We start from the raw sequence: 25,556 nt of genomic DNA, 5'->3' as shown, positions 1-25,556 counted from the left end.
AAGGGTGAGACAGATGGAAAAGCAATGGCACGGTAAAAAAGTTCTCGTCCTCGGTGCCGCCAAGAGCGGGATTGCAGCGGCGACGTATTTGCATCATGCGGGAGCGGATGTGACGATTAATACGGGTAACATTCCACCCGAAGACGAACAAGAAAAAATTCAAGCACTCGGGATAAAATCAGTGTTTAACGAACACCCAATCGGTTTATTGAGTGAAGCAGACCTGATTGTCAAAAATCCAGGGATCCCGTACCACATTCCGTTGCTTCAAGAAGCGATGTCGCGTGAGATTCCAATCTACACGGAAGTCGAGCTCGCTTATTTGGCAACGGAGGCAGAATTCGTCGCCATCACAGGGTCGAACGGGAAGACGACGACAACGACGCTCGTCTATGAGTTGCTCAAAGGCGGAGATCGTCCGGTTCATCTTGCGGGAAACATCGGATTCCCGGCAATCGAGGTCGCGACAGAAGCGAAGGCGGGCGAATTGATTGTCATTGAATTGTCGAGTTTTCAGTTGATGGGCGTCGAGTCGTTCCATCCGCGTTCGGCAGCATTGCTTAATCTATCAGAAGCCCATCTTGACTATCACGGTGATTTTGACGCATACGCAGACGCAAAAGGAAATCTGTTCCGCAAAATGACGTCTGACGACCAAGTCGTCGTTAAAGTGACAGATGCCGATGTGATGAAACGTGTCCCGACTCAGTTCGAGCCGAGCACGTTCAGTTTTGAGCGAGGAGATGCTTCCGTAGTGGATGGTTGGGTCACGGTGCGTGGTGAGCGAGTCATTCGCGTGAACGAATTGGCATTAGGTGGTGCCCATAACGTCGAGAACGTGCTCGCGGCGCTTCTGTTAGTCGAGCCGTTTGATCTTCCGAAAGCACACGTCGAGCGTGTGTTACGAAACTTTGGAGGCGTCGCGCATCGGACTGAAAGTTTAGGTGACGTCCTTGGACGTGCCGTCTACAATGATTCAAAGGCGACGAATAATGTTGCGGCGGAGGCAGCGTTACGAGGATTTGACGCTCCGATTGTGTGGCTCTGTGGAGGACTCGAACGGGGTGCGGACTTATCTTCGCTCGTACCGGCCCTTTCAAATGTGAAAGCGGTCGTCGCATACGGTGAGACGAAAGAGCGTTTTAAAGAGCTCGGGGAGTCTCAACAAATCCCATCATTCACTGTCGAGACGTTAGCAGACGCTGTCCCACTCGCGTTTGAGCAATCTGAGGTGGGAGACGTCATTCTATTGTCTCCTGCTTGTGCAAGTTGGGATCAATTTAAGACGTTTGAAGAACGAGGCGAACAGTTTGTTCATTTCGTTCGCGCATATGAGGAGGCGAACCGATGAAAATCATGATTTCTGGTGGGGGTACCGGTGGTCATATTTATCCGGCCCTCGCATTGATCGAGACGTTACAAAAACGTCACCCTGATTTACAGGTACAATACGTTGGAACGGAGAATGGGTTAGAAGCCGATCTCGTCCCAAGAACAGGTGTCCCGTTTAAATCAATCCAAATCGCTGGGTTGAAGCGGTCTCTCTCACTCGAGAACTTGAAGACGGCATATTGGTTTTTGAAAGCGGTGCGTTCTCTTAAAAAAGATATGGCGGCGTTCAAACCGGATGTTGTCATCGGGACGGGCGGATTCGTGTCCGGACCAGTCGTTTATACGGCGCAACAGCTCGGTATCCCGACAATTTTACATGAACAAAACAGCATCCCGGGATTAACGAACAAGTTTTTATCGAAGAAAGCGGATCGGGTCGCCCTTTCCTTTAAAGGGTCCGATGTTCATTTCCCTGATGCGAACGTTCGTTTGATTGGGAACCCGCGTGGGAGTGAAGTGCTACAAACAAAAGTTGATGTAGCAGCTGTTCGTGAACAGTATAAGTTAGACGAACGACCAATCGTATTGATTTACGGAGGGAGCCGTGGCGCCGAAGCGATCAACCGTGCCGTCATAGAGGCCATTCCGGCGCTGTCAGACTTACCGATCAACGTACTTTACGTCACCGGGAAGGTCCATTATGAATCTGTGACGAAAGAAGCGCCAACTTCTGAAAATGTCCACATTCATCCGTACGTCTATGATATGCCATCCTTGCTTGCTTGTACGTCACTCGTCATCTCGCGTGCAGGAGCCTCGACGATTTCTGAATTGACCGCACTCGGGTTGCCAAGTGTTTTAATTCCGAGTCCATACGTGACGGCAGACCACCAGACGAAAAATGCCTCTGCTCTTGTCGAGAACGGAGCGGCTTTACTCGTAAAAGAAGAGTCGTTGACTGGTGAGACGCTCGTCGAAGCGATTCGTCAAGTGCTCGGTCGACAAGAGGAGATGGCGAATGCATCCCGTGCCCTCGGATTCCCAGACGCATCGGATGCGCTAGCCGACCTAGTAGAAGAAGTCATTCGATAAAGGAGTAGAATCCGATGGAACCAAGCCAACAAACGGTACGCAGTCTAGAAGACCGTATTCCGTACATGAAAAAACAGCGACGGAAAAAAGCGAACCGTCGGATGTTCTCCGTGCTCTCCCTGTTTGGGATTCTCATCTTACTCGTGGTCTATATGCAAACTTCGATGTCGAACGTAAAAGAAGTGAACGTATCTGGACTTTATTGGTTAGATGAGGCCTATGTATTTCAAGACATGGAACTCGACACATCGACAAAATTTGTCAGTCTATCACCAAGTAAGATGAGTGCACAAATGGAAAAGTTGCCTGGGGTCAAACGGGTAGACATCGACCGATCTTGGTATAACGTGGTTCACGTCAATGTGACGGAAGAGAAGATGATTGCCTATGCTCGTGCGGAGACAGGAGATGTCGTCGTTCTAGCAGACGGCTCGCTTCATCCGACAGGCACGATTACAGATCCACAGAAATTGAAAGACGGTCCACTGCTAAGAGAGTTCAATTCAGAAAAGGAACTCGAAAAGATTGCAAGTGAGTTGGAACAAGTCGATGATGCGACTCGGGCTCGTATGTCGGAAGTCATCTTGTCTAAGCAAAAAGGGGAGCCGACACGTTACGAGATCTTTATGAATGACGGAAATACGCTTCTCACCCCGACTTTGAAGTTAAGTGAGACCGTATCGAAATATGGAGAAATCTATGAAAACATCCCAAAAGGACAGCAAGGAACGGTCGTCATGGATGGTGGTTTTTACTTTGTTCCATATAAGAAAACGAATGAATAGTCAGTTATATTACAGTCCTTAGACACATAAGGGCTGTTTTTTTGTCGTTTGTAAACGAATTGATAACGCGAAACCGCTTAAATTGTAGGATTCTACCTTTTCTCACTATCTTATTTGTTGTAAACTTAGACGTGAGATATCTTGTCGAAACCAACAATTTTTTTGGATATCTGTCATATTTGTCATGTAATTTGTACAGGAAAATTATAGAGCGGAGGTGTTTCCCTTTTGGAAGCGAATGGTTATGTGGCCGCATTAGATATTGGAACGTCAGAGATTAAGCTCGTCGTCGGTGAATTGCTCGGCGGAACGCTTAATATTTTGGCAGAAGGGTGTGCACCGTCTGCAGGGGTGAAACGTGGTGCTGTCGTAGACATCGATAAGACAGTCCAAGCGATCAAACAGGCCGTTGAACACGCGGAGACATCGTTAGGTGATCAAATTCGATCTGTATACGTTGCCATCGAAGGGGAACATATCCAAATTGCCCCATGTCATGGAATCGCATCCGTGAAGCGGGAAGATCAGGAAATTACAGATGCAGACGTGATGGAAGTCATCAATTCAGCACAAGTGATGCGATTACCGGATGAGATGAGTGTCATCGATGTAATCCCATCATCATTCACGGTGGATCAACAAACGGGTGTCGTCGATCCTCGTGGCATGCTTGGTTATCGACTAGAAATGCATGGAAAGATGGTTACTGGATCGAAGACAATTTTACATAGTATTCGTCGTTCGATTGAACGTGCCGGATTACACCTCGAAGGATTTATTTTAGGGAACCTCGCGCTCGGCATGAGTGCAGCTTCTGTCGATGAGATTGATTTAGGAATCGGACTCGTCGATGTTGGTCACGAAAAGACGACGGTCTCGGTATTTTATCGTGGAGATCTCGTCTACTCGTATATCCTTCCAGTCGGTGGAGACCATATGACAAGAGACTTGGTCTATAAACTCAATTGTAAATATCAAGATGCCAAAGTGGCGAAAGAAGAATACGGTCTTGCACTCGAAGAAATGGCCGATGGAACAGAAGGTTTCTCCTACACGAACATCAATGGGGAAGTGGCGTTCGAACCACAGTCAGAAATTAGCTATGTTTTAGAGGCGAGAATAGAGGAAATGTTTACTCTTATGTTGAATAAGGTTCAAAAAGTAGGTGTTCCGATGCTGAATGGCGGATATTTACTTTGCGGTGGAGCTGCTGCTCTACCAGGTATTCAAGAGTTAGCGACTCGTATTATGGGCCAAAAGACGAGGTTATATCAACCTTCATCGATTGGTGTGAGACATCCGAAGTACGCGACGGCAGTCGGTGTATTGAAATATGTCTTAATGAGTGATCATCACGTTTCAAAATCTCAACTCGAAAAACCGGAAGTTCGCTACGAAACGCTTAACACAAAGCAGGAACCGACCGATACTCATGTTGGAGAGAACGAATACGAGACCGATCAAGAGTCGAAAAAAGGTTTTAGTCGTTTGATGGAAAAATTATTTGGCGTTTAAGCTGACGTTGTAATACAACTTGGAAAATAAGTAGGGGGATACCTGAATGATGTACTTTGATGAGGCGATTGACGCCGTAGCAAAAATTAAAGTAATTGGAGTCGGAGGCGGCGGTTCAAACGCCGTTAACCGTATGATTGAACACGGGGTACAAGGAGTTGAGTTCATCGCCGTCAACACGGATGCTCAAGCCTTGAATATGTCGAAAGCTGATGTGAAGCTTCAACTTGGTGCCAAATTGACACGTGGTCTCGGTGCTGGTGCGAATCCTGATATCGGTAAAAAAGCGGCAGAAGAAAGTCGCGAACAATTGATTGAAGCGCTTGATGGAGCGGATATGGTCTTCGTCACAGCTGGTATGGGTGGCGGAACAGGAACTGGTGCTGCACCGGTCATCGCTGAGATTTCAAAAGAAATCGGAGCGCTCACAGTCGGCGTTGTCACAAAACCATTCATGTTCGAAGGCCGGAAACGGATGCAACATGCGCAACACGGGATTCAGGCATTTAAAGAAAAAGTAGATACTCTCATCGTGATTCCAAACGATAAGCTTCTTGAAATCGTGGAACGCAACACGCCGATGATCGAAGCGTTCCGTGAAGCGGATAACGTACTTCGTCAAGGTGTGCAAGGGATTACCGACTTGATCGCTATCCCAGGTCTCATTAACCTTGACTTCGCTGACGTGAAGACGATCATGACGGAAAAAGGATCTGCACTTATGGGTGTAGGTGTCGCTACAGGTGAAAACCGTGCTGTTGAAGCAGCGAAGAAAGCCATCTCTTCACCACTTCTCGAATCTTCAATCGAAGGAGCGAAAGGTGTCTTGATGAACATTACAGGTGGGCTTAGCCTTAGCTTGTATGAAGTGACAGAAGCGGCTCAAATCGTTCAAAGTGCAGCGGATGAGGAAGTGAACTTGATCTTCGGTTCGGTCATCAACGAAAACTTGAACGATGAAATCATCGTCACCGTGATTGCAACTGAATTTGCTGAGGAAACACAAGGGGCGAACCCATTCCTTCAGCAGCCGAAAAAACAGCCTGAGGTTGAGAACAAGGAACCCCAACCAAAAGCAAATGAAGCGGCTCAACAAGACGAAGGGAACTTCCATCGCCCAGTGTATGGAGGAGACGTCCCAGACGAGACGATCAACATCCCTGCGTTTGTGAGACAACGCCGTAACTAAACAACAAGGGGTGCCGAATCGGCATCCCTTTTTCTAAAAAGGAGAATCCGATGCAACTGTTACATACATGGGAAACCGAAACGAATCGCTATCACGCTTACGTGACGACACGGACGAACGGACACAATGCCGGAAACGTCGGTCTTCACGTCGGTGATGACGTCGATCAGGTCGTTCAAAATCGTCAACGATTCTTTCAACAGGCAGAGCTTTCACTTGAAGATTCAGTTTGGGCCGACCAAGTACACGGTACAACGGTTCATCTCGTCGAGTCAGCCGACAAGGGAAAAGGCGCATTTCGATATGACGAGGCGATCCCGCAAACAGACGGACTCGTCACGAAAGAAGAAGCCATACCACTCGCGCTCGTCTTCGCTGACTGCGTACCTCTCTTTTTCTGCGCGAAAGACCATGGGGTCATCGGAGTTGCACATGCGGGCTGGAAAGGGACGGTCGGGAATATCGTCGAGACTATGGTTCACGCATTTAACGAACAAGGAATCGATGCAACGGAAGTGGAGATGCTCGTCGGTCCATCGATTTCTGGTGATGACTATGAAGTCGATCGTCGTGTGCTAGAAGCAGTTCGTGCCGTCTCACCGACCGCCTATGGACAAGCTGTTCGACAGGAGTCCGGTGATCACGCCATGTTATCACTTCAAACCGTCAATGAAGTATTGGCTAAAGAACATGACGCGTCCGTCATGCAATCGAATTTACCGACTGGCGCAAATGCTCCATTTTTCTCGTATCGAGATGGAGAAACGAAACGTCGATTTGCGGCAGTCATCGTCAAGGAGCGTAAATTGTGAGTATTTCAGATAACGTAAAACAAGTTCAATCCATCATGGCAGCACACGTTCAACATGTAGAACCGACTTTGATTGCTGTCACGAAGTCGGTCGGCGTTGATGTCGCCAACGCCCTCTATGAAGAGGGGATTCGTGACTTTGGTGAGAATCGACCGGACTCTTTGCTTGAAAAAGTAAAAGGGATGCCAGAAGATGCGAAGTTTCACTTCATCGGCACGTTACAGACGCGGAAGGTGAGACAAATCATCGATCACGTTGCCGCGATCCACTCGTTAGACCGTCTATCACTCGCTGCAGAGATTGATAAACGGGCGAACAAAACAATCGATTGTTTCGTTCAAGTGAACACGTCGGGAGAAGATTCAAAACATGGTCTCGAAATAGAGGAAGTTATGCCTTTCATCGAGAACTGTAAACAGTATCCTCATATTCGAATCATCGGGTTGATGACGATGGCACCGTTCACCGAAGAGGAGACAGTCGTTCGTGAGACGTTCAGCCGTTTACGTCAATTACGTGATGAAGTAACCGCAAAGGCGTTTGAACACGCACCTTGCACGGAACTGTCGATGGGGATGTCAAACGATTACCCGATCGCGATTGAAGAAGGCGCATCGTTTGTTCGTATTGGTACCGTACTTGTGCAATAATATATCTTAAGGAGGAATCCGTTATGTCAATCAAAAACAAAATGAAAGATTTCTTTGGACTTGAGGAAGATCCGAACAGCACATACGAAGAAGAAGAGTTTGCCGTCGCAAACACAACCACACCTTCTTCGACTGAAACATCGGTCGTGAGACAAGAAGATCGTCCGAAATCAGCAAATAATCTTGTGGCGTTAAATACGAAGAAGAAAGAACGTTCGAAAGTCGTATTGGCCGAACCACGTGTATTTGCTGAGGCGCAAGATATTAGCGACCAATTGAAAGAAAACCGTGCTGTCATCGTCAATCTTCAGCGCATGTCAAAAGAGCAATCGCGTCAAGTCGTCAACTTCCTTTCCGGTGTCGTTTATGCACTAGAAGGATCGATGACTTCGATTGGACATAACACGATTCTGTGTACTCCGAACAACGTCGAATTGACTGGTTCAATCTCAAACTTGATTTCGGAGGATGAACTTCATAGTAAAGGGTGGTAACTGAATGGAAAACGTAATCCCTGCCTTAGGCAATACGTTGAGAGACTTACTTGGTATTTATAGTTGGATTCTCATCGGCTATATCTTATTATCATGGTTCCCGAACGCGCGTGAATCGAAGTTCGGACAAATTTTATCGTTCTTATGTGAACCATTTTTAGCACCGTTCCGTCGAATTATCCCGCCAATCGGTGGCATGCTCGATATCTCTCCAATCGTGGCGTTGTTCGTGCTTCGGATGGCACAAGCCGGCATCACTGCCATTTTTGGGTGATGTATGAGCGTTTATGATCATTACCGACCAAGTGAACGGGCGTTCGTGGAGCAAGTGCTAGATTGGGTACAACAAGTCGAGGACAGCTACGTATTGAAGTTGACAGACTTTTTAGACCCTCGTGAACAGCAAATCGTCAAACAGCTTGTCGGTAAACAGCTCGTCATTCATGACGACGGCGGATTCGAAGGAGCAGAACGCCGGCGGCTGATTTTGGCGCCAGAGTACTATGAACTGAACGTTGATGATTTTGAAATCGAGATTCGTCGCATCGAATATCCGACAAAATTTGTTGACCTGACGCATCGACAAGTGACTGGAACCTTACTGAACGCTGGACTGAAGCGTCAAAAGTTTGGGGATGTCGTCCTTGAAGATGAAATCGTCCAGTTTGCGACAACCCGTGAAGCGGTCGGATTTATCGAAATGAACTTGGAACGTGTCGGAAAAGCAAAAGTTCGCATTTCTGCTGTTGCGAAAGATGACATTCTCGTCGTTCCAGAAACAGAATGGGTCGAAGGGTTTGGGATTGTATCCTCGTTGCGATTTGATACCGTCGTGAGCGAGGTGCTCAACATATCACGTCAGAAAGCCCAAGCGCTTGTGAAACATGGTGACTGTAAAGTGAATCATAAAGCCATCGAAGATCCGAGCTTTATGCTTGAACCAGACGATCTTCTATCCGTTCGTGGATACGGTCGTATTAAGATGATGGAGATTCTTGGTTCGACCAAACGTGAAAAGATTAAAATACAGTATGGGACCATACGTTAAATTTTAGGAGGAAAGTCGAATGGCGTTGACACCGATTGATATTCATAATAAAGAATTCTCTTCCCGTTTTCGTGGGTACGACATCGATGAGGTCAATGAATTTTTAGATCAAATCATTAAAGAGTTTGAACTATTGATTCGTGAGAATCGACGGTATGAAGAACTTGTCAACGATATGCAAGCTCGCATTGACTACTTCTCCTCGATGGAAGATACGTTGAACAAGTCGATTATCGTCGCGCAGGAAGCTGCGGAAGAAGTGAAGAACAATGCACAAAAAGAAGCGAGCCTGATTTTGAAACAAGCGGAACGTGAAGCGTACGCTCGTGAAGAAGAAGCAACCCGTAAAGAGCAGCTCGCAGAACGTGAAGTCGTGCAAATGCTCAAAAAAGTGGAATTGTATCGGACGCGTTTCCGTGTCCTCGTTGATGCCCAGATGGAGCTCTTGAATAGCACGGAATGGGAAACGATTGTAGGAGAACCGCCTGTTCAGACGGTTCTTGACGATAGATCAGAACTTGCGTATAATGACCACGAAGTCACACAGAATGAAGAACAACATGGATAAATGATCAACACGTTGAGTAGGACGCGTCGATCGAGTCATACCTACGAAGCGACTTAGGGACGGTGAGAGCCTAAGAGAAAGACTCGAATCGGTATCCCCTATGAGTTGTCACGCTGAACAATAGTAAGCGTGACCGCCTGACCTCGTTATCGGTTACCGAGAGCGGTCTCATGAAAGTGAGACTAGTAGGGTGGTACCGCGAGTCAACCAACTCGTCCCTATCAGGGATGGGTTGGTTTTTTTTGATTTCTAATAAATGTTGATGGAGGAGTTTCGATGAACTACAAAGACACGCTATTAATGCCAAACACAGAATTCGCAATGCGTGGGAATTTACCAAAACGCGAACCAGCGATGCAAACAGAATGGGAAGACATGGACCTTTACAACAAGGTACAAGAGAAAAATGCTGGGAAACCACAATACATCTTGCATGACGGTCCTCCATATGCGAACGGCGACATCCATATGGGACATGCGATGAACAAAGTATTAAAAGACATCATCGTTCGTTTCAAAGGGATGAACGGGTACCAGTCTCCAATGATTCCAGGTTGGGACACACACGGTCTTCCAATCGAGAACGCCCTTCAAAAAGCCGGCGTCAACCGCAAGGAGATGACAGTCGCTGAATTCCGTGAAAAGTGTGCGGAGTATGCGATGGAGCAGGTGAACTCGCAACGTGAACAGTTCAAACGTCTTGGTCTTCTTGCAGACTTTGAAAATCCATATATCACACTTCTTCCAGAATACGAGGCGGCACAAATCCGCTTGTTCGGAACGATGGCTGAAAAAGGATATATCTATAAAGGGAAAAAGCCAGTATATTGGTCGCCATCTTCTGAGTCTGCACTCGCGGAAGCGGAGATCGAATATTACGATAAAAAATCACCAGCCATCTATGTGGCATTCCGCGTCGTAGACGGTAAAGACACATTGACGTCTGATGATCACTTTGTCATCTGGACAACGACTCCTTGGACAATCCCAGCGAACCTTGGGATTGCAGTGAGTGATGAGTTGACATACACGCGCATCGAGCATGAAGGAAAAGGTTATATCGTCGCAGAGACGCTCGTTGAAGAAGTGACGACAGCGCTCGGATGGTCTAATTTCACAGTGAGCGGCTCATGGAATGGTCGTGACTTTGAATATATGACGGCTCAACATCCACTATATGACCGCACATCGCTCGTCATGCTTGGCGATCACGTCACAGCGGATGCGACTGGACTCGTCCACACAGCTCCAGGTCACGGGGAAGATGACTATCGTGTCGGACAGGCTTACGGCTTAGATGTCCTTTGCCCGGTCGATGACCGCGGTTACATGACGGCTGAGGCTCCTGGTTTCGAAGGGCTGTTCTATGAAGATGCGAACAAACAAATCGGGATGAAACTTGAAGAGAATGGTTTCTTGCTCAACTTGAAATTCATCAAACACTCGTACCCACACGACTGGCGTACGAAAAAACCAGTCATCTTCCGTGCGACACCGCAATGGTTCGCTTCAATCAAAGACTTCCGCGAAGACATGCTTCGTGAAATCGAAGAAGTAAACTGGGTTCCTGAATGGGGAATGACACGTCTTTACAACATGGTCCGTGACCGTGGGGACTGGGTCATCAGTCGTCAACGTGCGTGGGGCGTACCAATCCCAATCTTCTATGCAGAGGATGGAACGGAAATCATCACAAACGAGACAATCGATCACGTCGCGAACTTGTTCCGTGAACACGGATCAAACGTTTGGTACGAGCGCGAAGCAAAAGACCTTCTCCCTGAAGGATTCACGCATCCGAACAGCCCAAATGGCGAATTCCGTAAAGAGCTCGACATCATGGACGTCTGGTTCGATTCAGGTTCATCTCACGCGGGTGTGTTAGAGGAACGTGAAAACCTACGTCGCCCTGCAGACCTCTATCTTGAAGGGTCTGACCAATACCGTGGTTGGTTCAACTCGTCACTCTCAACAGCTGTTGCGACGACGGGCAAAGCTCCATATCGTAACGTCTTGAGCCACGGTTTCGTCCTTGATGGAGATGGACGTAAAATGTCGAAGTCGCTCGGCAACACGATTGCACCGAACGATCTCGTGAAGCAGTATGGTGCTGAAATCGTGCGCCTTTGGGTCGCTTCGGTCGACTATCAGTCGGACGTTCGCGCTTCACACGATAACTTTAAACAAGTGTCAGAAGTATACCGTAAGATGCGTAACACCATTCGTTTCCTTCTTGGAAACTTGAACGGTTTTGAGCCGTCGATGCGCGTCGCATTCGATGACATGCCAGAGGCAGACCGCTTCATGGCGACAAAACTGAAACAGCTTCAGGCGAAAGTTGTCAAAGCGTATGACACGTTTGACTTCATGGCGGTGTACCATCTCGTCCATAACTTCTGCGTCAACGAGTTGTCATCGTTCTATCTCGACTTCACAAAAGATATCCTTTATATCGAACGTGAAGATGATCTTCGCCGTCGTGCTGTTCAGACGGTCATGTACGATGCGGTCGTCCTGTTGACGAAGCTGTTGGCTCCAGTTCTTCCACACACTGCCGATGAGGCGTGGAAAGAGGTTCCTGGGAAGTCAGAAGCAAGCATCTTCTTGACTGATCTTGAAGAAGTCGATGCGTTGACGACTGACGAGCAAGCGTTGTTAGACAAATGGTCGAAATTCCTCGTCTTCCGTGACGATGTCCTCAAAGCGATTGAAATCGCACGTGGCGAGAAATTGATCGGGAAACCGCTTGAAGCGAAGTTGATTCTCGCACCGAAAGCTGAGACTGCATCGTTGTTGGAAACAATCGATAACGTCAGTCAGTTGCTTCAAGTTTCACAAGTAGAATGGGCTGAGACGGCAGACGTCGATTATGCGACGACGAAAATCACAGTCATGAAAGCGGATGGAGCTGCTTGTGCACGTTGTTGGACATACTCGACAGAGCTTGGACAAAACGAAGAGCATCCTGAGCTTTGCCCACGCTGTGCATCAGTAATCGGTTAAGACGAACCGGAGTGGCGTCCCCACTCCGGTTTCTTAACGGCTTGAAAGGAGACGCATATGAAACGATATTACGGATTGGCCGTCATCTTGATTTTGATCGACCAACTCACAAAATGGGTTGTCGTTCAGACGATGACGATCGGTCAATCGATTGAAGTCATCCCGAACTTGTTATACTGGACCTCTTATCGCAATAAAGGAGCGGCTTGGGGGATGTTAGAAGGACAGATGGTGTTCTTTTTCGTCATCACGATTCTTGTCGTTGCGGGACTTGTTTACTTCTTGCATAAAGAAGTAAACGGGTATCAGCTTCTTGGATATAGTGTTGGGCTACTCTTGGCCGGTGCGATTGGTAACTTTATCGATCGCTTGTTCCGTGGCGAAGTCGTCGACTTTGTCGATACGTATCCGTTTGGCTACAACTTCCCGATATTTAATGTGGCCGACATGGCACTCACATTCGGTGTCATCTTGATGGTCATCGCGATTTTATTTGAAGAAAAATTACACAAAGAAAGGGGACAATCGTAATGGAATCCTATACTTTTGTCGCCGATGAAAAGGCAAGAATTGATAAGTGGGTGAGTGACCAGGGTGAATGGTCACGCTCACAAGTACAAGAATGGATTAAGACAGGTGCGCTTCTCGTCAATGGAAGTGCCGTCAAACCGAACTACAAGCTCCAAGTGGGCGATGAAATCGAAGTGCACGTACCTGAAGCTGTGGAACTCGAAGTATTACCTGAAAACATTCCGCTTGAGATCGTGTTCGAAGATGAAGATATGATTGTCGTCAATAAAGCACGTGGGATGGTCGTTCACCCTGCAGCTGGTCACACGTCTGGAACGCTCGTCAATGCGCTACTCGGACATTGTGATGACCTTTCAGGTATCAATGGGGTGAAACGCCCAGGAATCGTGCACCGAATCGATAAAGATACGACGGGTCTCCTCATGGTCGCTAAAAATGACTTGGCTCATGAGTCGCTCGCGAGCCAATTGAAAGATAAGACGATTAAACGCGAATACATCGCGCTCGTTCACGGCGAACTCGTTCACGAACTCGGGACGATCGAGGCACCGATTGGTCGTGATACGAATGACCGTCAGCGTATGACCGTGACGGACAAGAACGCAAAAGAAGCGGTGACGCATTTCCGATTACTCGAGCGCTATAAAGACTTCACGCTCGTCGAGTGTAAGCTCGAGACAGGTCGCACACACCAAATCCGTGTGCATATGCGCTATATCGGGCATCCGCTTGCGGGAGATCCGAAATATGGACCGCGCCGTACGATTGATTTAGGCGGTCAAGCCTTACATGCGGCAACGCTTGGATTCCACCATCCACGTACGAAAGAATGGATGGAATTTGAGGCACCACTTCCGGAAGACTTTAAAGCAGAACTCGCAAAGTTAGATAAAATCGAGAAAACTCGTTGACTTCTATCACGTTCCGATTTATAGTCTAGGAAGCATAACACCTTTAAACCCAGTCCAGAGAGGCTGCGAAAGGATTGTGACCGCGGTCACACTAACGTCAATTCAACCCGGCATCAGACTGCCGTTTTTGATGAAGACTCCCTTTCCAGCCGGACGAGGGAGTCTTCTTTTTGGATAAAGTAAGAAAGGAGGAATGACATGAAACAATCCGTCATTTTAGATGAATCAGCCATCCGTCGCGCGCTGACCCGAATCGCTCATGAAATCATCGAGCGCAACAAAGGGATTGATGATGTGGTGCTCGTCGGAATCAAGACGAGGGGAGAGACGCTCGCCGACCGACTCGCTCGTCGCATCGAAGAGATTGAAGGCAAGCCGATCGCACTCGGGAATCTCGACATCACGCTTTACCGGGATGACTTATCGAAAAAGTCACTAGACCCGGAAGTGAAAGCAACGGAATTGCCACATGATATTAACGGTAAGACCGTCGTCCTCGTCGACGACGTCCTGTATACTGGTCGAACGGTTCGTGCCGCAATGGACGCACTCGTCGACCACGGTCGCCCAGACTACATTCAACTTGCGGTCTTGATCGACCGAGGGCATCGGGAGCTCCCGATTCGACCTGACTTCATCGGGAAGAACGTTCCGACATCGAAGTCCGAGCAAGTCGTCGTCCGACTCAGTGAAGTCGACACGGCAGATGAAGTGACAATCAATCAGCAATAATCCCATACCTTTAAGGTGGTCCAGAGAGGCCAGGAAGGAGAAATTCAATATGAAACAACCCGTTCTACACATCCACGAGCGTCCTGCTCACTTTCCACAATGGCTGTTATTCAGTCTTCAGCACGTCTTCGCCATGTTCGGAGCGACGATTTTAGTCCCGATTTTAACAGGATTAAATACATCGGTCGCCCTCGTCGCTTCCGGAGTGGCCACGCTCTCATTCTTAGCGATTACTCGCTTCAAAGTCCCGACATACCTCGGTTCAAGTTTTGCCTACATCGCTCCAATCATTGCGGTCAGTCAGCAATGGGGTGTCGAAGCCGCACTGTTCGGCGGAATCATTGCCGGTTCGGTATACGGCGTCGTCTCCTTGATCATCTACAAGACAGGCGTCAACTGGTTGCTCCGGTTGCTCCCGCCGGTCGTCGTCGGACCGGTCATCATGGTCATCGGATTGTCGCTCGCGCCGGTCGCCATCGACATGTCCATGAATCAAGATGGAGCCTACAATGGAACGTTCATGACAATCGCACTTCTTACACTCGGGATCACAATGCTCGCCATGACGAAACTGAAAGGCGTTTGGGGAGCGGTTCCAATCCTTTTCGGAATCGTCGGAGGATATGGGATTGCCGCAGCATTCGGAATCATCGACTACTCACCGATCCAACAAGCAAGCTTGTTCCAACTCCCTGACTTCACGATGGTGTTCGTCGACTATATGCCGATGTGGCAAGTCGGTGCACTCCTCGCTATCGTACCGGTCGCACTCGTCACGATGACAGAGCATATCGGCGATCAAATGGTCACATCTAAAATCATCGGACGAGAGACGATGAAAGATCCTGGCCTTCATCGCACGCTACTCGGCGACGGAGTAGGGAAAGCGGTCGCTTCCGCACTCGGTGGTCCGCCATGTACGACATACGGGGAGAACAACGGCGTCATGGCCATCACTCGTGTATACAGCGTCTACGTCATCGCCGGAGCAGCGCTCATGGCCATCAGCTTCGGGTTCCTCGGTCATATCGAGGCATTCATCTCAACCATTCCGAATCCGGTCAAAGGCGGCATCTCGATCCTCTTGTTCGGGGTCATCGCGTCGAACGGACTACGCACGATGGTGGAGAGCAACGTCGATTTGGCAGAAAAACGCAATTTGATCATCTCATCGGTCATCCTCGTCATCGGTCTAGGCGGGGCGATGATTCAACTTGGAAGCTTCCCGGTACAAGGGATGGCGCTCGCAACGGTCGTCGGGATTCTCTTGAACGCCATCTTACCGAAAGAAGAAGTCGAGACAGCGGTTGAAGTCAACACAACTGAAGAAACGAAACAAGCAAGTAACTTTTAATTCGATCCCGTGAGGTCGGCAAAGTGAAGGCTCGTTTATTTGGGTGTACCTTGCCCAAATGAAGGCGTCCCTTCACATCGGTGAAGAGACGCCTTTTCTCTTTGCCTCTAACAAAAGGAGGAGACGAACATGAATACGATGCAAACCAATGTGAAACCAGTGAAACACTTCGTCAGCTTAGACACACTCTCGCTCGATGAGATCATGGGCATGATTGAAGAATCTTTGCGCTATAAGCAAGGAGATCTACCGCCATTATTTGACGGGAAGACGGTCGCGAACCTGTTCTTTGAAAACTCGACACGTACAAAAAACTCGTTTCAAATGGCCGAGCGACATCTGAACATGCAAGAGATTCCGTTCGACGTGACGACATCCTCGGTCACGAAAGGCGAGACACTGTATGACACGTGCAAGACGCTCGAGGCAATCGGCGTCGATGCGCTCGTCATCCGACATCCGGAAGCGGGATACTATCATGAACTCGTCGAAAAGTTGAACATCCCGGTACTGAACGGGGGCGATGGGAGCGGCGAACATCCTTCTCAATCGTTACTCGATCTCGTCACCATCTTTGAAGAGTTCAAAACGTTTCAAGGCTTAAACGTCGCCATCTGTGGAGATCTCGTCCACAGCCGCGTCGCACGATCGAATGCGAGTGTGTTGAAACGTCTTGGTGCAAATGTGGTCGGATGCAGTCCTGCTTCTTGGTGGGACGACTCAATGGGACTCGAGCGTAAGGAGCTCGATGACGTTCTAGCAGAAAGTGATGTCATCATGCTACTCCGTGTTCAACACGAGCGGCATATCATGGGAGACATCTTCTCGAAAGAGGAGTATCACACGCAGTTTGGCTTGACGGTCGAACGAGTCGAGCGGATGAAAGAAGGAGCCATCATCATGCATCCGGCACCGGTCAATCGGGATGTGGAGATTGCAGGCAGTCTGATTGAACATGAACGTTCGCGCATCTTCCCACAAATGAAGAACGGCGTCTATGCACGCATGAGCATCTTAAATCGAGCACTAGGAGGACTACAATGATACTTCAACACGCGACATGGTATGACAACGGGACAAAGCGCACGACAAACATCTTCGTGAAAGACGGGAAAATCGAATCGCTCGACTATAAAGGGACGACAGCCGGTGAAGAGATCATCGATGCGACGGGCTACTTGCTCGCACCAGGGCTTGTCGATGTACATGTACATTTACGTGAACCAGGAGGCGAAGCGAAAGAGACAATCAAAACGGGGACGATGGCTGCGGCGGCAGGCGGATTCACAACGATTTGTTCGATGCCGAACACACGACCGGTACCAGACAATCGAGAAACGATGGACGCGCTCCTTGAAAAGATTAAGCAAGACGCGGTTGTCCGTGTCCTTCCTTACGCCGCCATCACGAAACGACAACTCGGCGAAGAACAGGTCGATATGGAATCTCTATCAGATGCATTCGCGTTCACCGATGACGGCGTCGGTGTTCAATCAGCGGCGATGATGCGTCAAGCGATGCGCGAAGCCAAGCGATTGAACAAAGCGGTCGTCGCACACTGTGAAGACAATACGCTCAAAGCGGGTTCGGTCCACGAAGGGAAGTTCAGTGAGGCTCACGGGATTCAAGGGATTCCAAGCCTTGCAGAAAGCATCCACATCGCCCGTGACGTCTTGATTGCGGAAGAAACCGGTTGCCACTATCACGTGTGTCACGTCTCATCTCGTCAATCGGTTCGTGTCATCCGAGATGCGAAGCGGGCAGGCATTCAAGTGACGGCAGAAGTGACACCCCATCATCTTGTCTTGAGCGAAGAGGATATCCCGGGGCTCGATGCCAACTTTAAGATGAATCCACCGCTCCGAAGCGAAGATGATCGACAGGCGCTACTCGAAGGGTTATTCGACGGGACGATCGACATGATTGCGACCGACCATGCCCCGCACACGGCAGAGGAAAAAGCGCAAGGCATCGAGAGAGCTCCGTTCGGGATTACCGGGTTCGAGACGGCGTTCCCACTTCTATACACGACGTTCGTGAAAGAGGGTGTCATGGAAGAGCACCAGTTGATCGACTGGATGACGAAGCGTCCGAGCGATGTGTTCGGCCTATCAAGAGGTGAACTGGAAGTAGGGGCGGATGCTGATTTAGTACTGATCGATACAGAGACGATACGGTCGGTAGATCCGACGACGTTCTATTCTAAAGGGAAGAACACACCGTTTACGGGGAAACAACTTGTCGGGTGGCCGGTCATGACGATGGTCGGTGGCGAAATTGTATATAAGGGGCGATTTGATGAAACGAACATTATGGCTTGAGGATGGAATGAAATTTGTCGGAAAAGGATTCGGAGCATCAGCGGATACGATGGGGGAAGTCGTCTTCCAAACAGGTATGACCGGCTATCAAGAAATCTTGTCGGATCCTTCGTATTGCGATCAGATGATTGTCTTGACGAACCCGTTGATCGGAAACTATGGAGTTAATCGTGAGGACTTTGAAACGACGGTTCCGATGGCAAAGGCGTTGATTGTGAAAGAGGCGTGTGACACACCATCAAACTTCCGTTCAACGGCAACGCTTGACGCGACGCTTACGCGGTTCGGTATCCCTGGCTTGTCGGACATCGATACGCGTATGTTAACACGTCACTTGCGGGCGCAAGGTGTCATGCGAGGTGTCCTTATCGATGGGGAGTTGACGTGGGACGAGGTACAGTCACGCTTTGACGAACTGTCACCGAACGACCAAGTGGCGCGAGTTTCGACGAAGCGGACGTATGTGAGTACAGGTAAGGGACCACGAATCGCGTTGATTGACTTCGGGGCGAAGCTTGGGATTATGCGCGAGTTGATGAAACGAGACTGTGAAGTCATCGTCTTCCCACATGACGCCACCTCAGAAGAGGTGTTGCGGTATGAGCCAGATGGCATCATGTTGTCGAACGGACCTGGGGACCCGAAAGACGTCCCGACAGCGATTCCGCTCATTCAACAACTCATGCCGACGACACCGATGTTCGGGATTTGTCTTGGGCATCAACTGATCGCCCTTGCAAACGGTGCGAACACGTTCAAGCTTCCGTTTGGACATCGTGGGGCGAACCATCCGGTGCTCGAATTAGAGACAGGCGCCGTGACAATCACGTCACAAAACCATGGATATGCGGTAGAAGAGTCATCGCTTCTCGATACTGCGCTCATCGTGACGCATCGCGCGGTCAACGACGGAACAATCGAAGGAGTGAAACATCTACACCATCCGACATTCTCGGTACAATACCACCCGGAAGCAGCACCTGGACCATTTGACGCCAACGATTTATTTGACCGTTTCATGCAACTCGTTCAAGAAAACAAACAGAAAGTGGGAATTTGACATGCCAAAACGACCAGATATTCAGAAAATCCTTGTAATCGGATCAGGACCGATTGTGATCGGACAAGCAGCAGAATTTGATTATGCTGGTACACAGGCATGTCTCGCCTTGAAAGAAGAAGGCTACGAGGTCATTCTCGTCAACTCGAACCCGGCAACGATTATGACGGATCCGACGACAGCGGACCGTGTCTATATCGAACCACTCGAACCAGAATTTGTGGAGCGGATTATCCGCCAAGAACGCCCTGATGCGTTACTCGCGACACTCGGTGGACAGACGGGATTGAACTTGGTGTTTGAACTCGATAAGCGAGGGGTCTTACGAGACTGTGGTGTGGAATTACTCGGGACGAACCTAGCCGCCATCGTACAAGCTGAAGACCGTGAACAGTTCCGTAACCTCATGTTCGAACTCGGACATGGCGTACCTGAGAGTGAAATCGTCCATACGCTTGAATCCGCTTGGGGCTTCGCGGAGCGCATTGGATATCCAATCATTATTCGACCTGCCTACACGCTTGGCGGTACCGGTGGAGGGATTGCCCATGACCGAGAATCGTTCGAGCAAATCGTCGAATCTGGATTAAAAGCGAGTCCAGTGACACAAGTCTTGCTCGAGAAATCGATTGCTGGGATGAAAGAAGTCGAGTTTGAGGTCATGCGTGACTCGAGCGACCAAGCCATCATCGTCTGTGCGATGGAAAACTTTGACCCGGTCGGTGTCCATACGGGAGACTCGATCGTATTCGCACCGACCCAGACGTTGTCGGACCGGGATTACCAGATGCTTCGTAGTGTCTCGCTCGATATCATCCGGGCACTCGGGATTGAAGGGGGATGCAACATCCAGTTCGCACTCGACCCGGACAGCTTCACATATTACGTCATCGAAGTGAACCCACGTGTCTCAAGAAGCTCGGCACTCGCATCAAAAGCGACTGGTTATCCGATCGCCAAACTCGCTGCAAAAGTCGCTGTCGGCTATAAGTTGTCAGAACTGAAAAACCCGGTCACCGAGACGAGTTACGCCTCATTCGAACCGGCACTTGACTATGTCGTCGCCAAAATTCCTCGTTTCGCTTTCGATAAGTTTGAGTCCGCGGATCGCCGCTTAGGCACACAAATGAAAGCAACGGGTGAGGTCATGGCCATCGGTCGAAATTTAGAAGAGGCATTGTTGAAAGCAGTGCGTTCGCTCGAACTCGGGATGGAAGAATTATACGTTCCGCAACTTGAGCAATTGAATACAGATCAGCTCGAGCACGGGCTCGTTCATCCGACAGACGAGCGCTTGTTTATGGTATATGAAGCGCTACGTCGCGGATACACGGTGGAAGCACTTCACCAATTGACGAAAATCGATCGTTTCTACTTACACAAATTGAATCATATTTGGCAAGCCGAGCAACAACTCGCTAACGAACCGTTGACGTCAGAACGTTTACTCGACGTGAAGCGACTTGGCTTCAGTGATGTGGCGATTGCCCGCATCCTTGCATCAGACGTTGAGACGATTCGTTCGCAGCGTCACGGATGGAACATTCGACCGGTGTATAAGATGGTCGATACGTGTGCGGCGGAGTTCGCATCGGAGACGCCATATTTCTACGGGACGTATGAAGTGGAGAACGAGGCGATGAAGACGGAACGTCCATCGATCCTCGTCCTCGGATCAGGTCCGATTCGAATCGGTCAAGGAGTCGAGTTCGACTATGCGACCGTCCATTCGATTCAGACGATTCGCGACGCCGGATATGAAGCCATCATCATTAACAACAACCCAGAGACGGTCTCGACAGACTTTTCGATCTCCGATCGATTGTACTTCGAGCCGTTGACGACAGAAGATGTGTTAGAAGTCATCGATAACGAAAAGCCGCTCGGCGTCATCGTTCAATTTGGTGGACAGACTGCCATCAACTTAGCGGCATCGCTTGAGGCGAACGGTGTGAAAATTCTCGGGACGACGCTAGAAGACATCGATCGGGCTGAAGACCGAAAGGCGTTCGAAGCTACGTTGTCTGCCGAACGATTGGCTCAACCACCAGGCAAGACAGCGACGAACGTCGAAGAAGCAGTAGCCTGCGCGAACGACCTTGGATATCCGGTGCTCGTCCGACCATCTTACGTCCTTGGCGGACGGGCGATGGAGATTGTATATGAGCAGTCGGAGCTCGAGCGGTACATGCGAAATGCCGTCATCGCCTCAAAAGATCGTCCAGTCCTCATCGACCGCTATTTGACGGGGATTGAGATTGAAGTCGACGCGATCTGTGACGGAACGGACGTCTATATCCCAGGCATCATGGAGCATATCGAGCGTGCCGGCGTACACTCTGGCGACTCAATCGCAGTATATCCACCGCAACGTCTCAGTGATGCGTTGAAACAAAAGGTTGTCGACTACACGATCAAATTGGCGAAGGCATTCCGCATCAAGGGACTGCTCAACATCCAGTTCGTCTATGCAGATGACTTGTACGTCATCGAAGTAAATCCGCGTGCGAGTCGGACGGTCCCGTTCATCTCGAAAGTGACAGGCTTACCGGTCGCGCGAATTGCGACGCAAACGATCCTTGGCACGAGCCTGAAAGAACTCGGTCTCGGAACGGGCATCCATCCTGAGTCAGACAGTATCTCGGTCAAAGTGCCGGTCTTCTCGTTTGCGAAATTAAAAGAAGTCGATCCGTCGCTCGGACCTGAGATGAAGTCGACCGGGGAGGTCATGGCGACAGACCGCACACTTGAAAAAGCACTCTATAAAGGTCTTGTCGCAGCAGGAATGAACATCGCTTTAAAAGGAAATGTCCTGATGACCATCGCAGACCACGACAAGGAAGAGGCGGTTGCCTTAGCCAAACGATTTGACCGTCTCGGCTTCCGTCTTATGGCGACGAGCGGTACAGCAGATACGCTAGAAGCGGAACAGATGCGTGTCAGACGGGTTGGGAAAATTCAAGAATCGGGTGAGACGATGCTGAGCGTGATCGAGCGCGGGGAAGTCGACTTGATCATCAATACGACGAGTCGCGACGCACTCGTGACAAAAGATGGCTTCTTGATTCGCCGTACGGCCGCCGAGCAAGGCACGCTTTGCCTCACATCGCTCGATACGGTTGAAGCGTTGCTACAAGTCATCGAAAGCCTGTCGTTCCAAACGGTCAGCATCCCGGCATTCACTAAGTTCGGGGTGATGGTATGAGACGTGACGTCACAATCATCAGCAATCGTCAAATCGCAAAAGCGACGATGGAGATGAAAGTACAGTGTCCTGGGGTGGAAGTCGCCCCTGGGACGTTCTTTCACATCAAGACGTCCGGTTTGTTACGTCGACCGTTATCGGTGGCGAACGTCGAAGGAGACGAGGTCACATTTTTATACAAAGTGATTGGAGAAGGCACTTCCGAGTTGGCAAGAAAGCGCGTCGGGGAAACGCTCGATGTTCTCGGGCCTCTCGGGAACGGCTTTCCACTCAAACAACATGGAAAACGAGTCGTCCTCGTCGGTGGCGGAATTGGAGTACCTCCACTTTATTACGTCAGACGTCGTCTACATGAAATGGGAATTGAAACGATTGCGATTCTTGGGTTTGATTCAAAAGAAAGCGTCTTTTATGAAGAAGCCTTTCAAGCGCTTGGGGAAACGATTATCACAACAGTTGACGGGAGCTACGGAGAACGTGGATTTGTGACGGGACCACTCGCACGCATCGAGGCGGACGTGTTATTCAGCTGTGGTCCAGAAGCGATGTTGAAGGCGGTCGCTGCTTCACCGATTCCGGAGCGGTACGTCTCGATTGAAAATCGAATGGGCTGTGGCATTGGCGCTTGCTTCGCTTGCGTCTGCAAAGCACCGGAAGGCTACGTGAAAGTGTGTAGTGATGGTCCGGTATTCAATGCGGAAGAGGTGCTGTTATGAGATTACACGTCGATTTACCAGGACTCCAGTTAAAGAATCCGATCATCCCGGCTTCCGGTTGTTTCGGATTCGGAGAGGAGTTCGCCAAACTGTATGACCTCTCCATCTTAGGTGGCATTATGATCAAGGCGGCGACAGAAGAGTCGCGATTCGGAAATCCGACGCCACGTGTCGCGGAGACGGCGCAAGGGATGCTCAATGCGATTGGACTTCAAAATCCAGGCGTCGATGCGATCATCGAAGAGAAATTACCGTTCCTCTCCACTTTTGATACAGAGATCATCGCCAACGTCGCCGGGTCGACACCAGACGAATATGTGGAAGTCGCGCGTCGCATTAGTGCGGACCCGACCATCAAAGCGATCGAGTTGAACATTTCATGCCCGAACGTGAAGTGTGGGGGCATGCAATTCGGAACAGACCCTGAGATGGCAGCAGAATTGACGAGACTCGTCAAAGCGGCTTCAAGTAAGCCGGTCTATGTCAAGCTGTCCCCGAACGTCACGTCCATCACTGACATGGCACGCGCGGTCGAAGCAGCTGGTGCGGATGGGTTGACGATGATCAATACACTCGTCGGGATGAGAATCGATATCCAGACAGGTCAACCGATTTTGGCGAACCGAATCGGAGGATTGTCGGGTCCAGCGATCAAACCGGTGGCGGTTCGGATGGTATACGAAGTCGCACAAGCGGTCGATATTCCAATCATCGCCATGGGGGGAGTCCGGACAGTCGATGACGTTCTCGAATTCATCTATGCGGGGGCTTCTGCCGTTGCAGTCGGTACCGCGAATTTTGAAAATCCATACGTTTGCCAAGAAATTATCGAGGCATTACCGTCACGACTTGATTCACTCGGGATTGACCACATTCTGGATGTGAGGGGGAAAGCATATGCACAACTTGTATCTCGCCCTTGACGTGGAAACGCGTGATGAGGCACTTCAGTTATTAAAACCGTTCCCAGTCCGTCCGGCTGTCAAAGTAGGGATGGAACTGTTTTATCGAGAAGGCGGACGCTTTGTCGAAGAATTGGTCGATCTCGGCTATCCGGTCTTTCTCGATGTGAAAGTACACGATATCCCGGAGACGGCACGACGGACGATGCGTCAAATCGGAAAGCTTGGGGTCACGATGACGAATGTTCATACGCTAGGCGGTGAGAAGATGATGCGCTATGCATTGGACGGTCTTCGTCAAGAGAATGACACGACTCGATTGATTGGTGTCACACAGTTGACGTCTACGGATGAACACATGATGCAGACGGAGCTCGGAATCGCGGGTCGACTCGACCAAGCCGTCATCCGTCAGGCGACGCTCGCCAAACAGGCAGGACTTGACGGGGTCGTCGCATCTGTCCGAGAAGCGAAATGGATTCATGAGGAACTCGGTGACACGTTTATGACGGTCACACCTGGAATCCGACTCGGTCAATCCGATGACGACCAAGTGCGTGTTGCAACGCCGCGTGAAGCGAGAATGATTGGTGTCCACTCGATTGTCGTCGGTCGCCCGATTACACGCGCAAATGATCCGATGGCCATGTATGAACAATTTATGAGGGAATGGGGACAAACATATGAAACAAATCGCTGAAGCATTATTACAAATTGAGGCTGTCACATTATCACCGACGGAGCCATATACATGGTCGAGCGGATTGAAGAGTCCAATCTATTGTGACAACCGATTGACGCTCAGTTATCCCGACATCCGTAACAGAATCATCGATGGGTTGGTCGATGCAGTCGAGTCAACAGAAATCGATGTGATCGCGGGAACGGCCACAGCCGGTATCCCACATGGAGCTTTGCTTGCCGACCGTCTCGGGCTTCCGTTCATTTACGTTCGTTCGAGTGCAAAAGGACACGGGAAAGGAAATCAAATCGAGGGGAAACTTGACAGCGGGGCACGTGTCCTTGTCATCGAGGATTTATTGTCGACAGGTATGTCGAGTATCGAGGCGGCGCAGGCGATTCGTGAGGCGGACGGTGAGGTCGTCGGTATTCAAGCCATCTTCTCTTACGGATTGCCGATTTTAGAGAAGAATCTAGCGGACTCACATCTCGAAGTTGCTTCATTGACGACATTCCTCGAACTGATCGATGTTGCGCAGTCGACCGGAATCTTGAACGAATCAGAAATTCTTTCTCTTCGTGAGTGGCAGCAGGATCCTCGCGCCTGGAGCGACCTTGTCACATCGTAAGAATCCACCTTCGGGCGGATTCTTTT

Annotated in this window: 24 protein-coding genes and 1 other annotated feature; all 24 genes read left to right on the top strand. The window is 49.6% G+C overall.

Annotated features, from left to right (window positions below):
• The first annotated feature begins 13 nt into the window (after positions 1–13).
• The 24 genes from murD to pyrE all read left to right on the top strand — a co-directional run bounded on the left by murD (position 14) and on the right by pyrE (position 25,530).
• Positions 14–1,351: a UDP-N-acetylmuramoyl-L-alanine--D-glutamate ligase gene (murD, locus tag KNO85_RS08475; RefSeq protein WP_214789007.1), complete on the top strand. Its 1,338-nt coding sequence runs from the start codon at positions 14–16 to the stop codon at positions 1,349–1,351.
• A complete protein-coding gene (gene murG, locus KNO85_RS08470; RefSeq protein WP_214789004.1) occupies positions 1,348–2,424 on the top strand; it encodes an undecaprenyldiphospho-muramoylpentapeptide beta-N-acetylglucosaminyltransferase in 1,077 nt (358 codons plus the stop codon). Before murD ends, murG begins: the two co-directional genes overlap by 4 nt.
• A gap of 14 nt (positions 2,425–2,438) precedes the next feature.
• Entirely contained in the window at positions 2,439–3,209 is a 771-nt protein-coding gene (locus KNO85_RS08465; protein WP_214789001.1) for a cell division protein FtsQ/DivIB, read from the top strand.
• Between the two features lie 228 nt (positions 3,210–3,437).
• Entirely contained in the window at positions 3,438–4,724 is a 1,287-nt protein-coding gene (ftsA, locus tag KNO85_RS08460) for a cell division protein FtsA (RefSeq protein ID WP_214788998.1), read from the top strand.
• Positions 4,725–4,770: 46 nt separating this feature from the next.
• Complete coding sequence (ftsZ, locus tag KNO85_RS08455; RefSeq protein WP_214691765.1) at positions 4,771–5,913, top strand: cell division protein FtsZ; 1,143 nt, start codon at positions 4,771–4,773, stop codon at positions 5,911–5,913.
• Positions 5,914–5,963: 50 nt separating this feature from the next.
• Positions 5,964–6,725, top strand: coding sequence for a peptidoglycan editing factor PgeF (pgeF, locus tag KNO85_RS08450; RefSeq protein ID WP_214788995.1), 762 nt, complete (start codon positions 5,964–5,966; stop codon positions 6,723–6,725).
• Entirely contained in the window at positions 6,722–7,375 is a 654-nt protein-coding gene (locus KNO85_RS08445; protein ID WP_214788992.1) for a YggS family pyridoxal phosphate-dependent enzyme, read from the top strand. Before pgeF ends, KNO85_RS08445 begins: the two co-directional genes overlap by 4 nt.
• A gap of 23 nt (positions 7,376–7,398) precedes the next feature.
• A complete protein-coding gene (locus KNO85_RS08440; RefSeq protein WP_214788989.1) occupies positions 7,399–7,869 on the top strand; it encodes a cell division protein SepF in 471 nt (156 codons plus the stop codon).
• 4 nt (positions 7,870–7,873) lie between these two features.
• Complete coding sequence (locus tag KNO85_RS08435) at positions 7,874–8,143, top strand: YggT family protein (RefSeq protein WP_214745583.1); 270 nt, start codon at positions 7,874–7,876, stop codon at positions 8,141–8,143.
• A 3-nt stretch (positions 8,144–8,146) separates the two neighbouring features.
• Complete coding sequence (locus KNO85_RS08430) at positions 8,147–8,917, top strand: YlmH family RNA-binding protein (protein ID WP_214788986.1); 771 nt, start codon at positions 8,147–8,149, stop codon at positions 8,915–8,917.
• A gap of 19 nt (positions 8,918–8,936) precedes the next feature.
• Positions 8,937–9,485, top strand: a complete 549-nt coding sequence (locus KNO85_RS08425; RefSeq protein ID WP_214788984.1) for a DivIVA domain-containing protein — start codon at positions 8,937–8,939, stop codon at positions 9,483–9,485.
• 3 nt (positions 9,486–9,488) lie between these two features.
• Positions 9,489–9,708: a binding site (T-box leader), on the top strand.
• 53 nt (positions 9,709–9,761) lie between these two features.
• Positions 9,762–12,488, top strand: coding sequence for an isoleucine--tRNA ligase (gene ileS / locus KNO85_RS08420; protein WP_214788981.1), 2,727 nt, complete (start codon positions 9,762–9,764; stop codon positions 12,486–12,488).
• Between the two features lie 57 nt (positions 12,489–12,545).
• Complete coding sequence (lspA, locus tag KNO85_RS08415; protein WP_214788978.1) at positions 12,546–13,019, top strand: signal peptidase II; 474 nt, start codon at positions 12,546–12,548, stop codon at positions 13,017–13,019.
• Positions 13,019–13,930 (top strand): RluA family pseudouridine synthase, encoded by a 912-nt coding sequence (locus KNO85_RS08410; RefSeq protein ID WP_214788975.1) that lies wholly within the window; start codon positions 13,019–13,021, stop codon positions 13,928–13,930. The genes lspA and KNO85_RS08410 overlap by 1 nt, the downstream gene beginning before the upstream one ends.
• A gap of 198 nt (positions 13,931–14,128) precedes the next feature.
• Positions 14,129–14,662, top strand: a complete 534-nt coding sequence (gene pyrR, locus KNO85_RS08405; RefSeq protein ID WP_214788973.1) for a bifunctional pyr operon transcriptional regulator/uracil phosphoribosyltransferase PyrR — start codon at positions 14,129–14,131, stop codon at positions 14,660–14,662.
• Between the two features lie 49 nt (positions 14,663–14,711).
• The gene (locus KNO85_RS08400) at positions 14,712–16,016 is read left to right on the top strand and encodes a uracil-xanthine permease family protein (protein WP_214788970.1); all 1,305 of its coding nucleotides are present in this window, start codon (positions 14,712–14,714) and stop codon (positions 16,014–16,016) included.
• A 159-nt stretch (positions 16,017–16,175) separates the two neighbouring features.
• Positions 16,176–17,060 carry an aspartate carbamoyltransferase catalytic subunit gene (locus KNO85_RS08395; RefSeq protein WP_214789860.1) on the top strand — a complete coding sequence of 295 codons (885 nt, stop codon included), beginning with the start codon at positions 16,176–16,178 and terminating at the stop codon, positions 17,058–17,060.
• Complete coding sequence (locus KNO85_RS08390; RefSeq protein ID WP_214788967.1) at positions 17,057–18,337, top strand: dihydroorotase; 1,281 nt, start codon at positions 17,057–17,059, stop codon at positions 18,335–18,337. Before KNO85_RS08395 ends, KNO85_RS08390 begins: the two co-directional genes overlap by 4 nt.
• Positions 18,315–19,397: a carbamoyl phosphate synthase small subunit gene (locus KNO85_RS08385; RefSeq protein WP_214788964.1), complete on the top strand. Its 1,083-nt coding sequence runs from the start codon at positions 18,315–18,317 to the stop codon at positions 19,395–19,397. The genes KNO85_RS08390 and KNO85_RS08385 overlap by 23 nt, the downstream gene beginning before the upstream one ends.
• Before the next feature lies 1 nt (position 19,398).
• Positions 19,399–22,602: a carbamoyl-phosphate synthase large subunit gene (gene carB, locus KNO85_RS08380; RefSeq protein WP_214788961.1), complete on the top strand. Its 3,204-nt coding sequence runs from the start codon at positions 19,399–19,401 to the stop codon at positions 22,600–22,602.
• Positions 22,599–23,318 carry a dihydroorotate dehydrogenase electron transfer subunit gene (locus KNO85_RS08375; protein ID WP_214788958.1) on the top strand — a complete coding sequence of 240 codons (720 nt, stop codon included), beginning with the start codon at positions 22,599–22,601 and terminating at the stop codon, positions 23,316–23,318. The genes carB and KNO85_RS08375 overlap by 4 nt, the downstream gene beginning before the upstream one ends.
• A complete protein-coding gene (locus KNO85_RS08370) occupies positions 23,315–24,241 on the top strand; it encodes a dihydroorotate dehydrogenase (protein WP_214788954.1) in 927 nt (308 codons plus the stop codon). The genes KNO85_RS08375 and KNO85_RS08370 overlap by 4 nt, the downstream gene beginning before the upstream one ends.
• Complete coding sequence (gene pyrF, locus KNO85_RS08365; protein ID WP_214788951.1) at positions 24,216–24,920, top strand: orotidine-5'-phosphate decarboxylase; 705 nt, start codon at positions 24,216–24,218, stop codon at positions 24,918–24,920. The genes KNO85_RS08370 and pyrF overlap by 26 nt, the downstream gene beginning before the upstream one ends.
• Complete coding sequence (pyrE, locus tag KNO85_RS08360) at positions 24,904–25,530, top strand: orotate phosphoribosyltransferase (RefSeq protein WP_214788948.1); 627 nt, start codon at positions 24,904–24,906, stop codon at positions 25,528–25,530. Before pyrF ends, pyrE begins: the two co-directional genes overlap by 17 nt.
• The last annotated feature ends 26 nt before the right edge of the window (positions 25,531–25,556 follow it).

Source organism: Exiguobacterium sp. s124, from assembly GCF_018617485.1.
Classification (GTDB): Bacteria; Bacillota; Bacilli; order Exiguobacteriales; family Exiguobacteriaceae; genus Exiguobacterium; species Exiguobacterium aestuarii.
This window is presented reverse-complemented; position numbering and strand designations above follow the sequence as displayed.